Source organism: Glaciibacter kafniensis (assembly GCF_039538945.1).
Taxonomy (GTDB): Bacteria; Actinomycetota; Actinomycetes; order Actinomycetales; family Microbacteriaceae; genus Cryobacterium; species Cryobacterium kafniensis.
Map to the genome: position 1 here is coordinate 1 of NZ_BAABCN010000009.1, position 14,420 is coordinate 14,420.

15 protein-coding genes are annotated in these 14,420 nt (G+C 65.6%); 13 read left to right on the plus strand and 2 right to left on the minus strand.

The genetic code is table 11. The features are described 5' to 3' along the window. Positions 1–426: 426 nt before the first annotated feature. On the minus strand, positions 427–1,383 hold the full coding sequence (gene coaA / locus ABD791_RS14195) for a type I pantothenate kinase (RefSeq protein ID WP_345067888.1): 957 nt from the start codon (positions 1,381–1,383) through the stop codon (positions 427–429). 33 nt (positions 1,384–1,416) lie between these two features. Here coaA and glmS point away from each other — a divergent pair, with 33 nt between their 5' ends. From glmS to ABD791_RS14245, 10 genes are all read left to right on the plus strand, one after another. Next, a complete protein-coding gene (gene glmS / locus ABD791_RS14200) occupies positions 1,417–3,267 on the plus strand; it encodes a glutamine--fructose-6-phosphate transaminase (isomerizing) (RefSeq protein WP_345067889.1) in 1,851 nt (616 codons plus the stop codon). Positions 3,268–3,286: 19 nt separating this feature from the next. Beyond that, complete coding sequence (locus ABD791_RS14205) at positions 3,287–3,643, plus strand: holo-ACP synthase (protein WP_345067891.1); 357 nt, start codon at positions 3,287–3,289, stop codon at positions 3,641–3,643. Then, positions 3,640–4,794 (plus strand): alanine racemase, encoded by a 1,155-nt coding sequence (gene alr / locus ABD791_RS14210; RefSeq protein ID WP_345067893.1) that lies wholly within the window; start codon positions 3,640–3,642, stop codon positions 4,792–4,794. Before ABD791_RS14205 ends, alr begins: the two co-directional genes overlap by 4 nt. Before the next feature lie 26 nt (positions 4,795–4,820). Further along, positions 4,821–5,366 (plus strand): tRNA (adenosine(37)-N6)-threonylcarbamoyltransferase complex ATPase subunit type 1 TsaE, encoded by a 546-nt coding sequence (gene tsaE, locus ABD791_RS14215; protein WP_425562257.1) that lies wholly within the window; start codon positions 4,821–4,823, stop codon positions 5,364–5,366. 189 nt (positions 5,367–5,555) lie between these two features. Further along, complete coding sequence (tsaB, locus tag ABD791_RS14220) at positions 5,556–6,188, plus strand: tRNA (adenosine(37)-N6)-threonylcarbamoyltransferase complex dimerization subunit type 1 TsaB (RefSeq protein WP_345067897.1); 633 nt, start codon at positions 5,556–5,558, stop codon at positions 6,186–6,188. Continuing rightward, positions 6,188–6,799 (plus strand): ribosomal protein S18-alanine N-acetyltransferase, encoded by a 612-nt coding sequence (gene rimI / locus ABD791_RS14225; RefSeq protein WP_345067899.1) that lies wholly within the window; start codon positions 6,188–6,190, stop codon positions 6,797–6,799. The genes tsaB and rimI overlap by 1 nt, the downstream gene beginning before the upstream one ends. Then, on the plus strand, positions 6,796–7,911 hold the full coding sequence (gene tsaD, locus ABD791_RS14230; protein ID WP_345067900.1) for a tRNA (adenosine(37)-N6)-threonylcarbamoyltransferase complex transferase subunit TsaD: 1,116 nt from the start codon (positions 6,796–6,798) through the stop codon (positions 7,909–7,911). The genes rimI and tsaD overlap by 4 nt, the downstream gene beginning before the upstream one ends. A 129-nt stretch (positions 7,912–8,040) precedes the next feature. Continuing rightward, positions 8,041–8,496 carry a DUF4190 domain-containing protein gene (locus ABD791_RS14235; protein ID WP_345067902.1) on the plus strand — a complete coding sequence of 152 codons (456 nt, stop codon included), beginning with the start codon at positions 8,041–8,043 and terminating at the stop codon, positions 8,494–8,496. Between the two features lie 55 nt (positions 8,497–8,551). After that, the gene (locus ABD791_RS14240; RefSeq protein WP_345067904.1) at positions 8,552–9,436 is read left to right on the plus strand and encodes a DUF4190 domain-containing protein; all 885 of its coding nucleotides are present in this window, start codon (positions 8,552–8,554) and stop codon (positions 9,434–9,436) included. Between the two features lie 41 nt (positions 9,437–9,477). Then, positions 9,478–9,894 carry a hypothetical protein gene (locus ABD791_RS14245; RefSeq protein ID WP_345067906.1) on the plus strand — a complete coding sequence of 139 codons (417 nt, stop codon included), beginning with the start codon at positions 9,478–9,480 and terminating at the stop codon, positions 9,892–9,894. Positions 9,895–10,057: 163 nt separating this feature from the next. On the opposite strand, the gene ABD791_RS14250 is transcribed toward ABD791_RS14245, so the two are convergent. After that, positions 10,058–11,245 (minus strand): class I SAM-dependent methyltransferase, encoded by a 1,188-nt coding sequence (locus tag ABD791_RS14250; RefSeq protein WP_345067908.1) that lies wholly within the window; start codon positions 11,243–11,245, stop codon positions 10,058–10,060. 284 nt (positions 11,246–11,529) lie between these two features. Between ABD791_RS14250 and groES the strand changes: the two genes are divergently transcribed. From groES to ABD791_RS14265, 3 genes are all read left to right on the plus strand, one after another. After that, positions 11,530–11,826 carry a co-chaperone GroES gene (gene groES, locus ABD791_RS14255; protein WP_345067910.1) on the plus strand — a complete coding sequence of 99 codons (297 nt, stop codon included), beginning with the start codon at positions 11,530–11,532 and terminating at the stop codon, positions 11,824–11,826. 151 nt (positions 11,827–11,977) lie between these two features. Then, positions 11,978–12,928: an EamA family transporter RarD gene (gene rarD, locus ABD791_RS14260; protein WP_345067971.1), complete on the plus strand. Its 951-nt coding sequence runs from the start codon at positions 11,978–11,980 to the stop codon at positions 12,926–12,928. Positions 12,929–13,173: 245 nt separating this feature from the next. Next, positions 13,174–14,400, plus strand: a complete 1,227-nt coding sequence (locus ABD791_RS14265; protein WP_345067912.1) for a branched-chain amino acid ABC transporter substrate-binding protein — start codon at positions 13,174–13,176, stop codon at positions 14,398–14,400. Positions 14,401–14,420 lie beyond the last annotated feature (20 nt).

Sequence of the window (14,420 nt, forward strand, 5' to 3'; positions counted from 1 at the left end):
GAGCTTCGACCTATGGCAGCATAGAAAATCTATCCACAGGACACTGACCGGAATCCCTGGGTCGGCCCAGGCTGGTTTGCTCGGCGTGTTGCAGAATCTCCTCCTTTACATGCTTTATGTACCGGTCAGGTAGACGGATGCCGGCGGTCGGGCCCGTCGGCCAGGTCACCGGGCTCGACCGACGGGTCCCAACAGGCTCGACCACCGAATTGGTGACGCGCGTGTGGGGTGCCGCTGCGCGCGTTGGGGCCAGCCAGCGCGGCGGCACCCGACCCGCGCCGCGGCCCTTCGACCAGCATTTGGAGATCGGCTCACGCGGTTTCGACAAGCTCGACCGACGGAACGAGACAAGCTCGACCAACGGAACGTGACAAGCTCGACCAACGGAACGAGTCAAGCTCGACCAACGGGTGCGAAGCAGTCGGCTCAGACCTTGCGCAGAAGCACCTTCGACACGGCGTGATCCGAGTCCTTACGCAGCACCAGGGTCGCGCGCGACCGGGTGGGGCGGATGTTGTGCAACAGGTTGGGCTCGTTGATGCGGCCCCAGATGTCTTGCGCTTTCGCTCTCGCCTCCTCCTCGCTGAGGGTGGAGTAGCGGTGGAAATAGGATTTCGGGTTGCTGAACGCCCCGCGCTGCAACTTCAAGAAGCGCTCTTCATACCACCGGGCGATGTCACGCGTGCGGGCGTCGACATAGACGGTGAAGTCGAAGAGGTCGCTGACGGCGAGGCCGTGCCCCTGCCCGGGAGGCTGGAGAACGTTCAGCCCTTCAACAATGAGCACATCGGGCTGGCGAACGACGATCTGGGCGTCGGGAACGATGTCGTAGCTGAGATGGGAGTAGAACGGTGAGCGCACCTCGGTGGCGCCGCTCTTGATCGCGCTGACGAAGCGCAGGAGCGCGCGGCGGTCATACGACTCCGGAAAGCCTTTGCGCTCCATGAGACCGCGCCGGGCCAGCTCGGCATTCGAGAACAGAAAACCGTCGGTGGTCACCAATTCGACCCGCGGGGTGTCTTCCCAGCGGGCGAGCAGCTCACGCAGCAGCCGGGCGATCGTCGACTTGCCGACGGCCACAGAACCGGCCACACCGATCACAAACGGCGTGCGCTGCGCCCGTTCGCCGAGAAAGTCGCTGGTCTGCCGGTGCAGCTGGCGGGCGCCGGCGGCATAGAGGTTCAGGAGGCGACTGACCGGGAGGTAGACATCCGTCACCTCGTCGAGGTTGAGCGGCTCACCCAGCCCGCGCAGCTGCACCAGCTCGGTCTCCTTGAGCGGGAGATGCGTGGTGGGGGCGAGGGCAGCCCAGTCGGCGCGGGACAACTCGACAAAGGGGGTCACGTGCGAGTGGTTCGCTGCGCTCGCACCCTGCTCGGACATTCCCCCAAGCTTAGTCCGACTAAAATCAAGCGCATGTGCGGAATCGTGGGATATGTCGGAGACAACAAGAGCATCGAGGTCCTGATGGGAGGACTGCGGCGCCTTGAGTACCGCGGCTACGACTCCGCAGGGATCGCCGTGATCGATGCCGCCGGTCGGCTGAACACCGCGAAGCGATCCGGCAAGCTCGTCGCTCTGACCAACGAATTGGCCGCCCATCCCATCAACGAGGGATCCACCGGCATCGGGCACACGCGCTGGGCGACCCACGGTGGGCCGACCGATCAGAACGCTCACCCGCACCTCGGTGACAACGGCAAGCTCGCGCTCATTCACAACGGCATCATCGAGAACTTCGCCCCGCTGCGCGATGAACTTCTCGCCGAAGGATTCACTTTCGCGAGCGAAACCGACACCGAGGTCGCCGCCGTGCTGCTCGGTCGTGAATACCAGCGCACCGGTGACCTGGGGGAGGCGTTCCGCGCCATCGTCGGTCGCCTCGACGGCGCCTTCACTCTTCTCGCCGTGCACCAGGACCAGCCGGGCGTCGTCGTCGGTGCCCGGCGCAACTCGCCGCTCGTGATCGGCCTCGGCGATGGCGAGAACTTCCTCGGCTCGGATGTCGCGGCGTTCGTCGAGTACACCCGTCGCGCTGTGGCGATCGGTCAAGACCAGATCGTCACCATCACCCCCGAGCTCGTGAGTGTCACGGACTTCGCCGGTGTGCCGGTCGAGGTCGAGGAATTCGAGATCGCGTGGGATGCCTCGGCCTCCGACAAGGGCGGCTGGTCAAGCTTCATGGCCAAGGAAGTCTCTGAGCAGCCCGACGCCGTGGCCAACACTCTCCGCGGGCGCATCGTCGACGGCGTCGTCGCGATTCCCGAACTGACGGCGTTCGGCGACGACGTGCTCGCCGGCATCAATCGCATCGTGATCGTCGCCTGCGGCACCGCGTCGTACGCCGGCCAGGTCGCGAAGTATGCGATCGAGAAGTGGGCGCGCGTGCCCGTCGACGTCGAACTCAGCCACGAGTTCCGCTACCGCGAGCCCATTCTCACCGACGACACCCTCGTCGTGTCGATCAGTCAGTCGGGCGAGACCATGGACACGCTGATGGCCGTCAAGTACGCCCGCGCCGAGGGCGCCAAGGCCATCTCGATCTGCAACACCCAGGGCGCGACGATTCCGCGCGAGTCGGATGCCGTCATCTACACACACGCCGGACCAGAGGTTGCGGTGGCGTCGACGAAGGCATTCGTCGCCCAGATCACGGCGCTCTACCTCTTCGCCTTGCACTTCGCCCGCGTGCGCGGAAGCTTGACCGTGGCAGAGCTGGCCGAACAGGCCGCCGAGCTGCAGGCGATCCCCGACAAAATCGCCACGGTGCTGCTGCAGGGTCCCGCGGTGAAACAGCTCGCCACCTGGATGAGCGACACGCGTGCCGTGCTCTTTCTGGGGCGTCACGTCGGCTTCCCGATCGCGCTCGAAGGCGCCTTGAAGCTCAAGGAGCTTGCCTACATCCACGCCGAGGGATTTGCCGCCGGCGAGCTCAAGCACGGTCCGATTGCCCTGATTGAACCGGGCCAACCCGTGTTCGTCGTGGTGCCGAGTCCGCGCGGATCCGCGCATCTGCACCCCAAGGTCGTCTCGAACATTCAGGAGATCCGTGCCCGCGGGGCGCGCATCATCGCCATCGCCGAGCTCGGGGATGCCGCGGTGCTGCCATTCGCCGACACCGTCATTCACATTCCGCTGGCCGCACCGTTGTTCGAGCCGCTGCTGGCCGTCGTGCCGCTGCAGCTTTTCGCGATGGAGCTCGCCGTGGCGAAGGGACTGGATGTCGACCAGCCGCGCAACCTCGCCAAATCAGTGACTGTCGAATAGTCGCGGTTTCGCGGATTCAATGATCAAGGGAATTGGCGTCGACATCGTCGACCTGGCGCGCTTCGCCCGCCAGGTCGAACGAACGCCGAAGCTCATCCCTCGCTTGTTCGCTGAGAGCGAACGCGGATTGTCGGTGAACTCCCTCGCCGCGCGGTTCGCAGCGAAAGAAGCGCTGATCAAAGCCCTCGGCGACAGCGCGGGTGTGTCGTGGCAAGACATGGAGATCGTTCCCGACGCGCTCGGCAACCCGGGCTTCGTGCTGCACGGCAGTGCCCAGGCCGTGCTCACCCGGCGGGGAATCACGAGTCTGCACCTCACGATGACCCACGATGCCGGGGTGGCGTGCGCCTTCGTTGTCGCAGAAGGAAGCGCATGACTCAGTTCAGAGAAGCGGTGGTCGATCTCGACGCCATCGCCGCAAACATCCGTCACCTAGCGCAGGTGGTGGGCGGGCCAGACGGCGGACCGCTGGTTCTTGCCGTGGTCAAGGCGAACGCCTACGGGCACGGCGCCGTTCCGGTGGCGCGCACCGCGTTGGCCGCCGGCGCACGCTGGCTCGGTGTTGCCGACATCCAGGAGGGGCTCGAGCTTCGTCGCGCCGCAATCGTTGCTCCGATTCTTGCGTGGCTGCACGGGCCCGACGCCGACTTCGCGGCTGCCATCGCGGCAGAGATCGACCTTGGCCTGTCGTCACTCGCGCAACTTGACCGGGCCGCCGATGCGGCAGCGCTACTCGGACGCAGCGCCGCCGTGCAGCTGAAGCTCGAGACCGGTCTCAGCCGCAACGGCGCAGCGCCGGACGAGTGGGCCGAGCTGTTCGCCCGTGCTGCGGTGCTCGAACGAGAAGGCCGTGTGCACGTGCGCGGAATCATGAGCCACCTCTCCAATACCTCTCCGGCCGACGACGCGGAGTCGATCGCATGCTTCGACAGAGGTATTGCCTCGGCCCGAGCGGCGGGACTGGCTCCGGAGCTCATTCACCTGGCCGCAACAGCCGGCGCTCTGCGCGTGCCCGAATCACGCTATTCGATGGTGCGACTGGGCATTGCAATCTACGGTCTCTCGCCCTTCGATGACGCCGACTCCAAAGACCTCGGACTCATCCCGGCGATGAGCGTACGCGGGCAGATCGCTGCGGTGCGCCGCGTGGCGGCCGGCGCAGGGGTGTCATACGACTACACCTGGCGGGCGCAGGTCGACTCGACGTTGGCTCTCGTTCCGCTCGGCTACGCCGACGGCATTCCCCGGCAGTCTTCGGGGCGAGCCGAGGTGCAGATGGGCACCTCGCGCTATCCGGTCGTTGGCCGGATCGCAATGGACCAGTTCGTCGTGAACCTCGGGCAGGACACGGCTGAGGTCGGCGACGAGGTCGTGCTGTTCGGGGACCCGGCCAGTGGCGTGCCGAGCGCCACCGACTGGGCGGATGCCGCACTCAGCGTGAACTACGAGATCGTCACCCGGATCGGCCATCGCGTCACGCGCAGCTACCGGGGCGGCCCCTCGACCGAGGTGGACGCACAACAGTGAAGCTGACGATCCCCGACGCCGAAGCGATGCACGCCTTCGGTCTTGACCTCGCCAGGGGACTGACCGCCGGCGATTTGATCGTGCTGACCGGCCCGCTCGGAGCAGGAAAAACCACCCTGACGCGCGGCCTCGGCGAGGGGCTCGGCGTGCGCGGCGCGGTCACCAGCCCGACCTTCGTGCTCGCCCGCACGCATCCGAGTCTCATCGGTGGCCCGCCCCTCGTGCACGTCGACGCGTACCGGCTGTCGAGCGCACTGGAGTTGGACGACCTCGACATCGATTTCGCCCACTCGATCGTCGTGATCGAGTGGGGGCGCGGTCTGCTCGACGGGATCACCGACTCGTGGCTCGACATCGAGATCGAACGTCCGCTGGGGGCATCGCAGGCAGTGCCGCCGACGGATGCGCCGCTCGGGGCCACCGCCACCGCCGCCGCCGCCGCCGCAGCGGCCGACGGCGCAATCGAGGTGCTCGACCTCGACGAGCCGCGCATCGTCACCATCACGGCTCACGGCCCCCGCTGGGTCGATGCCCCCGGTTTCGAGGTCTCGCACCCGTTGGCCCGGCCCTAGCGTCGTTTGCGCCCGCGAGCTGACGACGGCGCGCAGACGACGGCGCGCTGAACGCCGATACGCGGGTTGAAAACCGCTACGCCGGTTGAGTTGACGGGGCGTCGCGGTGTTCGACCCTCGTGGCGCCCGGCGCGACCTGGCGTGTGCACGCGCGGAGAGCATCCGTCAGAAACGAATAGGCTGAACACCGTGCTACTTGCCATTGATACCTCAGCCGGCACGAGCGTTGCCGTCGTCGACCGCGACCGTGGTGTGCTCGCCGAGCGCGGCATTCCCGACACTATGCGCCACGCCGAGGTCGTCGGAACACTGATCGACGAGTGCCTGCGCGAAGCGGGAGTCGCGGTGTCTGAACTGTCCGGTGTGGTCGGAGGCATGGGGCCTGGGCCCTTCACCGGGCTGCGAGTCGGCATCGCCACGGCGCGGGTCTTCGCCCTCGGAGCCGGCACACCGTTCGTGCCGCTTGTCAGCCACGACGCCATCGCCTACGGGCGCTACCAGGCGGGTGAAACGGGGCCGCTCGTCGTTGTCACGGATGCCCGCCGCCGCGAGGTCTACTGGTGTGTCTACAGCGGCGCCGACGACGCTGGACTGCCCCTGCGCATCGGGCAGCCTCACCTGGCTAAGCCGGCGGAACTGCTGGAGCCGACCTGGGAGTACATCGACGTGCCCCGCTTCGACGCCGCCACCGTTTCTGCCGGTGACCTGGGCATGGTCGCCGAGCTCTCGTGGGCGAGCGGTAAACCATTCGCGGCCGACGAACCGCTCTACTTGCGCTCGCCAGACGTCACCCTTTCTGCCGGTCCGAAACGAGTCAGCTGATGGTGTGGCAGCTGCGCCGCGCGACGGTTGACGACGTTGACGCCATCATGGTGCTCGAGACGGCGCTGTTCGAGAATGATGCCTGGTCGCCGACCATGATGGCCAGGGACATCGCCGACCCGAGTTGCTACTACCTCGTCGCGTTTCCGCCGGATGAACCGCACCGCATTGAGGCCTATGCCGGGCTGCTGGCCCCGAAGGGTGCCTCGCAGGGCGACATCCAGACCATTGGCGTGGCCGAGTCGGCGCGCGGCCAGGGGCTCGGTCGCACCCTGATGCAGGCTCTGATCACCGAGGCGCACAAACGCGGGTCCCGTGAGATCTTCTTGGAAGTGCGTGCCGACAATCCGACGGCGCAGCGCCTCTACCTCCGGCTCGGTTTCGAAGAACTCGGCGTGCGGCGCGGCTACTACCAACCCGACAACGTCGACGCGATCGTGATGCGCCTGCAGATACCGGAGCCGCGCACGCAGCTTGCCGAATCAGGCGCCGACGGCAATGCTGCGTCCTCCGCTGCAGCCGGCGCCGCAACCTCCGTTACAGATGACGCCGCATCCGTCACGAACTACAGCCCCAACTCCGACACTTCGACCCCAAAGGCATCAGCATGAATCGGGACAACCCGCTTGTTCTCGGCATCGAGAGTTCCTGCGACGAGACGGGCATCGGAATCGTGCGGGGAACAACCCTGCTCTCGAACACGATCGCCTCGTCGATGGACCAGCACGCCCGTTATGGGGGCGTCGTGCCTGAGGTCGCCGCGCGTGCACACCTCGAAGAGATGATCCCCTCGATCGAGGCGGCGGTCGCCGAAGCCGGCATCCGTCTCGCCGACCTCGACGCGATTGCGGTGACCAACGGCCCCGGCCTCGCCGGCGCGTTGATGGTCGGCGTCGGGGCGGCCAAGGCACTCGCCGTCGCGCTCGGCAAACCGATCTATGCCGTCAACCACCTGGTCGGTCACGTCGGCGCCGACCTTCTGCATGTTCCGGCGGCGGATGCCGCGCATCCCGATCAGAGCGCTCCGGCCGGTCCGGCGCTGGCCGGCTCCGAACCGCTCGAATACCCGACGATCGCTCTGCTGGTCTCCGGCGGGCATACCTCGTTGCTGCTCGTGCGTGACCTCGTTTCCGATGTCGAGCTGCTCGGCGAGACGATTGATGACGCGGCGGGCGAAGCGTTCGACAAGGTTGCCAGAGTGCTCGGCTTGCCCTATCCAGGTGGCCCGCAGATCGACCGGGTCGCCGTCGACGGAAACCCGAAAGCGATCAGGTTTCCGCGCGGGCTGAGCCTGCCGAAGGACATGGCGAAGCACCGCTACGACTTCTCGTTCTCCGGGCTCAAGACGGCCGTCGCCCGCTGGGTGGAAGCCCGCCAGGATGCCGGTGAAGAGGTTCCCATCGCAGACGTCGCCGCGAGTTTTCGTGAGGCGGTCGTCGATGTGCTGCTGACCAAAGCGGTCGCGGCCTGCCATGACCACGACGTGCCGCGCCTGCTGCTGGGAGGCGGCGTGATCGCGAACGCCCGATTGCGTGAGGTTGCCAAGCAACGCACGGATGCCGCCGGTATCGCGCTGCGCATCCCCCCGCTTTCACTCTGCACCGACAATGGGGCGATGATCGCCGCGCTGGGCGCCCAACTCATCATGGCTGGCCACGCACCCTCGTCGCTGGAGTTCGGCGCGGACTCCACCCTCCCTGTCTCCGAGATTCAGGCGTCCTAGCCGGTCATAATGCCCGTTCGGCGGTGATTAGCGGTATTCTGACGCGTGGGGGAGAGGCGTCTGCGACGCCGGGTACCCCGAGACGGGTGTCACCTCGGCGCCGCTGCATCGATTGAAGGAGTTCATCGGATGACCGACCCTAACCTGCCGGCAGTTCCCCCGAACGATGGCGTTGGGTCAACCCCGCCGAGTGCCGCACCACAGTACGTGCCGGCACCGCCCGCAGCCGACGCCTATCCGCCGGCCCCGCAGCCCGGATACGGCCAGCAGCCCGCCGGCTCCGCACCCTACGGCGCTCCGCAGTATGGAGCTCCGCAGTACGGCGCTCCGGTCGCCGAAGAGAAATACAACGTGCTGGCCATCGTCTCGTTGGTGTCTGCCTTCTTCGTCAGCCTGGTTGCCATCATCACCGGGCACATCGCACTCAGCCAGATCAAGCGCACGGGTGAGAAAGGGCGGGGACTCGCCATCGCCGGCCTCGTTCTCGGCTACGTGTCGTTTGTCGCCGGACTCATCGTGCTCATCGTGATGATCCCCTTCATCATTTACGTGCTCTCCCACCCCGAGCAATACAGCACCTCCTAGCAGTGGCTGCCGACGGCAGTCGATGACAGACGGAAAGTGAAAGGAACGAACTCTCATGAGCGATCCGAACACGCCGAACGGTCCGAGGATCCCCGAGGTTCCTGACGTGCCGCAGGTTCCTGACGTGCCGCAGGTGCCAGAGGTACCTGATATTCCACAGGCGCCCGATGTTCCGGACATGCCGTTCCCGCTCGATGCCACGGTGGCCGAGGCGTCGCCGGCACTCGGCGTGCCGGTGGACAGCGTGACGCCGGCCGACCCGCCCGCCGACCCGCCCGCCGACCCGCCGGCCGACCCGCCGGCCGACCCGCCGGCCGACCCGCCGGCCGAGGAGTCAACGCCGGCCGAGCCAACGCCGGCAGTACCGCCGGTCGAGGCCACCCCGGTGGCACCTGTCGCTCCACCGGCTGCTCCGGCTGCTCCGGCCGCCGCCCCACCAGTGCCTCCGGCAGGCGCCGGTGCTCCGACGACGCCACCGGCGACGCCGCCCGATTCCTCCGCTCCGGTCAGCCAGCCGCCCGCCTACGGCAGCCCGCCGCCGGTCTACGGTGCCCCACCGGCGGGTGCTCCGAACGCCAGTGTTCCGCCCGCTCCGCCGGTGCCGTCGCCGGGAACCTCGGTCTACGCGCCCTACGCGACAGGTCCCGCTGTCAAACAGCCCGTGCTCAGCATCATCTCGCTGGTTGCCGGCATCATCGGATTGATCGGGTTCCCGGTGATCGCTTTCATCCCCATCGTCGGCGGCGTTCTCGGCCTGTTCATCCCCGCTGCCGCAGTCATCCTGGGCTTCCTGGGAAAGAAGAAGGAACCGAAGGCGAAGGGGTTCTGGCTGACCGGCATCATCACCGGATTCGTCGGTATCGTGTTGGCGCTCGGCAGCATCCTGATCTGGATACTGATCTTCGCGGCGGGCTTCGGCTCGTCAAACTACATCTACTAGACACCGCTGCAGAGCGGGCACACACCGAAAGAAGGTGAACGATGAACGGCGCACGTCACGGGCAGCAGCCGGGAGCCGGCGCCTCCGTGGGTGACTTCACGCGAGAACCGGCAGCGATTACCGGGCAGCTTGACTACGAATCCACGTTCACCGCTCCCACCGAGTGGGTGCCCTACGTCTACACCGACGCCGAGCTGCAGACGATCGAGTCGCGTCGAGGAGTGTCGGTTGCAGCGCTCGTCTGCGGATCCGCCGGACTCGTGATCGCCATCTTCGGGGTGTGGGGAGCGCCCCTGTCGTTTCTTGCGATTGTGCTCGCGCTCTGGGCGCGCAGTACCGAGCGTCTCGCCACGCCGCGCTGGGGCTACAGTCTGGCCCTCGGACTGACGGGGCTCGTTTTCGTCGGCATCTGGATCGCCATCATCTCCGCGGCAATGGATTCCCTGACGTCGGCGTAGCTGCGGTGCAATGCGTCGCGCGGGTCGAATGCCGGTCCGGTGTCCGCTCAGTTTCGGGCGGAATGCCGCTGCGCGGGTCGGATGCCGCTACGCCGGTGGGGGCCAACCCGCGCCGCGGCATCCGACCCGCGCGCCGGGGAATCGCCGGACGGATGGGTGACGGTTACGCGACGCGCTCGACCAGCAGTGAGACCCGGTGCCCGGCCATCCGGGTCACAATGAGCGTGCCGGAGCCGCTGCCCTTGAGCTTCAACCGGGTGCGGAGTGCCGCCGGATCGACGTCGACGCCGCGCTTCTTGATCTCCAAAGTGCCGATTTTGCGCTCCTGAAGTGCCAGGCGCAGCTTCTTCTCATCGAACGGGAGCACCTCGAGCACCCGGAAAGCGCTCGCGAACGGTGTCGGCGTGACGGCGTCAGACGTAAGGTAGGCGATGCCATCCGACAGCATTCCCGCGTCAAGCTGCCTGGCCAGATCGCCAATCAGTCTGGCGCGAATCACCGCGCCGTCCGGCTCATAGACGTAGCTGCCGAGTTCGCGCACCTGTGCATCTTCGCTGTCAGCCTCCGCTGTCAACTCGGCGGGGCCATCCGCTCGCAACAGCAGTGCAGAGCGACGGATGCCGTCGCGCGCGAGTGCGCCGAACCAGAGGCCCATCTCGACGAGCGACCCGTTCACCGAAATCCATTGCGCCTCGGCTTCCGCCGGAATCTGATCACGATCGTGGCCGGGGCCGAGCTTGACCCCGATCGGCAGGCGCTTCGCCAGGGCGAAGACGAAATCGAGCGAGGGGGAGTAGTCCTCTGCGCGCAGACGTGACGTGTTGCCGTGTCCGGCGGTGCGCCGGGCGGGGTCGAGCCAGGCGGCATCGAAACCGGTCAGATCGAAGTCTTCGGCATCGCAGTGCTCAACCGACGCGCCAGGGAAGGGAGCCAGGTTGAAGCTGGCCATCGTCGCGGTGACCTCGTCGGCATCGACAGCGGTGACGGCCAGGTCCAGCGCGGCCATGGCCATGGCGTCCCCACCGATTCCCGAGCCGAGATCGGCGACGCGGTGGAGCCCCGCTGTGACGAATCGGCCGGCGTGCAGCGCAGCCACCTGCAGCCGGGTGGCTTGTTCGAGTCCGGCCTCGGTGAAGAGCATGCGGCTGGCGAACTCCCCGAACTTCGGCACGGCCTTCGCCCGCAGTTTCGACTGAGTGAGCACGGCGGAGACGAGCGCGGGCGGGTGGCCGGCCTTGCGCAGGTCGCCCACCATTTTCACGACATCGAGTGCCGCATCGTAGGGAGGGAGGGAATCGAGAAGACGCAATCCCTCGGGTGACAACAACTCGACGAGCTCAGCGCGATCCATCCCGCAAATCTACCAAGGCTGTCTGTCAGCTCCCATTCGACGGAGATTCTGGCGCGCGTCTCATTCCGCGCCGCCAGAACACGCGGTTGCACCGCCGCGACGCTGAAAATCTCCGTCGAATGGGGGAGCGATGACAGGCAAACGGATGCCTCGCGACGTCACGACAGGACACATCGCTGGCACTCACGTTGCGTGAGTGCCAGGTTCGCCCTAAACTCGAGTTAGCACTCTCGACGTGAGTCTGCTAACCGAATCTTTGTCAAGAAACAAGAAAGAGGTCAACCGTGTCGGTCTCCATCAAGCCGCTCGAGGATCGCATCGTCATCAAGCAGGTCGACGCCGAGCAGACAACTGCTTCTGGTCTTGTCATTCCTGACTCCGCCAAGGAGAAGCCCCAGGAGGGCGAAGTTATCGCTGTCGGCCCCGGCCGTGTCGATGACAACGGAAACCGCATCCCCCTCGACATCGCTGTCGGCGACAAGGTGATCTACTCCAAGTACGGTGGAACCGAAGTCAAGTTCGACGGCGACGACCTGCTCGTACTGTCGGCTCGCGACGTGCTGGCTGTCGTCGTTCGCTAGTCTCAGCTCACTTCGAAAGACCCGGATGGCTTCGGCCAGCCGGGTCTTTTGTCGTCCTGACGCGCTCGAGGGGGATTTGAATATTGTATACAGAGCGTAGAATCTAGACGTGTCAATTTCCAACGGGCCACAGCTTAACGACGAACCACGCATCAGCCCCTCCGCGCAGGCGCCTGCGGCGACTCGGAAAGCCACTGGCACCAGTCGATCCGGCCTGATCTTCGCCATTGCCTCCTATCTCATCTGGGGCTTTCTGCCGCTCTTCTTTCTCGCGCTCGCCCCGGCCGGCGCCTTCGAGGTCGTGGCATGGCGCATCGTCTTCTCGCTGGTCTTCTGCGCGCTGCTCCTCGCCGTCACCCGCAAGTTCAAGTCGTTTTTCCGGCTGATGGCCCGTCCGCGCATCTCGCTCACCATGGCCGTCGCCGGCGTGCTGATCTATGTCAATTGGCAAACCTACGTCTACAGCACACTGAGCGGGCAGGTCGTCGAAGCCTCACTGGGCTACTTCATCAATCCCATCGTCACCGTGTTTCTCGGCGTGTTCTTCTTGCGCGAACGTCTGCGGCTCGCCCAATGGATCGCCGTCGGGGCCAGCCTCGTCGCGGTGGTTGTTCTGGCCGTCAGCGCCGGCAGCGTGCCGTGGATCGCACTCACCCTCGCCTTCTCGTTCGGGCTCTACGGTTACATCAAGAAGCGGGTCGGCAACACGGTCGACGCCGTCGCCGGGCTCACGATGGAGACGCTGTGGCTGCTGCCGATCGCCATTGTGCAACTCGTGATCGTTGGCATGACGGCCGGGCTGACAATCGGCACGATCAGTGGCTGGCACACGACGCTGCTGCTCGCCGCCGGAGTTGTCACAGCGGTTCCGTTGCTGTTCTTTGCCGCAGCCTCACGCCGACTGCCACTGATCTACATGGGCTTCATTCAGTATCTCGGCCCGATCATCCAGTTCTTCGTCGGTGTGCTGATTCTGCACGAACCGATGTCGCCAGAGCGGTGGGCCGGTTTCTCGTTGGTCTGGCTCGCGCTGCTCATTCTGACTGTCGATGGCTTCGTCGGTGCGCGACGCAACCGTCGAGCGGTGCTCGAACTCATCTAGGCGGACCTGACTCCTCCATCGCTCTGCCTTGCGACGCGGTGCGCGGGCTTCTCAGCCCCAATTCTCAGCCCCACAGAGGAGTCAGGTATCGGCCCCAGCGCGAACACCATGCGCTGATCGTTATCAAAAATGCTCTTAAATACCTCATGAGTGAAACTCGGATGCTTGTATGCTCAGTCACACATTCGAGGTAGGGCCCGCAACGTTGCGGACCGTAGCGCATTCAGGTCGAGAGGCAGAATCACATGTTACGAAAGAAAGTCCTAGCAAGTTTCGCCCTAGCAGCAGCAGCCGGCCTCGTGCTGGCGGGTTGTGCAAATCAGCCGACAACCGGCGGAGCCACGACCGCAGCGGCGAGCGGCAGAGTGAATCTTCCCGCGGCAACATCCGTTGAGGTTCCGGCCAACGCAGTTCTCCCCGCCGGGGATGGCAAGGCCACCTGTCCGGCCGGACTCGACATCGCCTATATCGGCGCGGAGACCGGTCCCAACGCTCAGCTCGGCATCAACATCTACAACGGCGTGCAGCTCGCCATCGACCAGCACAACGCGGCGAACCCCGGTTGTCAGGTCAACTTCACCAAGTTCGACACGGAAGGTGACCCGAACAAGGCAACGGGCCCTGTGACTCAGGCCGTCAACACGGAGTCCATCATCGGCGTCATCGGCCTCCCGTTCTCCGGCGAGTCGAAGGCGACAGGAAACATCTTCGAGCAGGCCGGCCTGGTGCACATCACACCATCGGCCACGAACCCCGACCTGACCAAGAACGGCTGGAAGACCTTCTTCCGTGGCCTGGGCAACGACGCAGTTCAGGGACCGGCAGCAGCCTCGTTCATGACCGGCCCGTTGAAGGCCAAGACCGTGTATCTCGTTCAGGATGACTCGGACTACGGTATCGGCCTCGGCACCACGACGACGGAGGCGTTGGGCGATGCCCTCGTCGGCAGCGACAAGGTGATCACCGGCCAGAAGGACTTCTCGGCCACGATCTCCAAGATCATGAACGCCAAGCCCGACGCCGTTTACTACTCGGGTTACTACGCAGAGGGTGCACCGTTCGACCAGCAGCTGGTTGCCAAGGGCTTCACCGGAACCTTCGTCGCACCGGATGGTGTGAAGGACGACCAGTTCATCAAGCTGGCCGGTGACGCGTCAGAGAACGCGTACTTCACCTGCCCCTGCACGCCCGGTGAGCTGATCCCCGAATTCCAGAAGGCATACAGCGCGGCCTTCAGCATGGAACCGGGAACCTACTCCATTGAGGGTTACGACGCCGCGACGGTTCTGCTTTCCGGAATCGGCCAGGGCAACATCACCCGCCCCGACCTTCTCAAGTGGGTCACCGGCTACGACGCCGACGGTCTGAGCAAGCACTACAAGTGGGACTCCACCGGTGAGCTCGCGACGCCGGCCGTCTACGGCTACCGGGTGCTCGACGGAAAGATCGTTCTGACGGGGGTCATCGGATAGCGCCGATCGAATAGTGCCGT

What these genes read in the sequence shown, in the direction of transcription:
- coaA (WP_345067888.1), bottom strand. Translation starts at nt 1,383, where the DNA reads ATGTCCGAGCAGGGTGCGAGCGCAGCGAACCACTCGCACGTGACCCCC.
- glmS (WP_345067889.1), top strand. Translation starts at nt 1,417, where the DNA reads ATGTGCGGAATCGTGGGATATGTCGGAGACAACAAGAGCATCGAGGTC.
- ABD791_RS14205 (WP_345067891.1), top strand. Translation starts at nt 3,287, where the DNA reads ATGATCAAGGGAATTGGCGTCGACATCGTCGACCTGGCGCGCTTCGCC.
- alr (WP_345067893.1), top strand. Translation starts at nt 3,640, where the DNA reads ATGACTCAGTTCAGAGAAGCGGTGGTCGATCTCGACGCCATCGCCGCA.
- tsaE (WP_425562257.1), top strand. Translation starts at nt 4,821, where the DNA reads ATGCACGCCTTCGGTCTTGACCTCGCCAGGGGACTGACCGCCGGCGAT.
- rimI (WP_345067899.1), top strand. Translation starts at nt 6,188, where the DNA reads ATGGTGTGGCAGCTGCGCCGCGCGACGGTTGACGACGTTGACGCCATC.
- tsaD (WP_345067900.1), top strand. Translation starts at nt 6,796, where the DNA reads ATGAATCGGGACAACCCGCTTGTTCTCGGCATCGAGAGTTCCTGCGAC.
- ABD791_RS14235 (WP_345067902.1), top strand. Translation starts at nt 8,041, where the DNA reads ATGACCGACCCTAACCTGCCGGCAGTTCCCCCGAACGATGGCGTTGGG.
- ABD791_RS14240 (WP_345067904.1), top strand. Translation starts at nt 8,552, where the DNA reads ATGAGCGATCCGAACACGCCGAACGGTCCGAGGATCCCCGAGGTTCCT.
- ABD791_RS14245 (WP_345067906.1), top strand. Translation starts at nt 9,478, where the DNA reads ATGAACGGCGCACGTCACGGGCAGCAGCCGGGAGCCGGCGCCTCCGTG.
- ABD791_RS14250 (WP_345067908.1), bottom strand. Translation starts at nt 11,245, where the DNA reads ATGGATCGCGCTGAGCTCGTCGAGTTGTTGTCACCCGAGGGATTGCGT.
- ABD791_RS14265 (WP_345067912.1), top strand. Translation starts at nt 13,174, where the DNA reads ATGTTACGAAAGAAAGTCCTAGCAAGTTTCGCCCTAGCAGCAGCAGCC.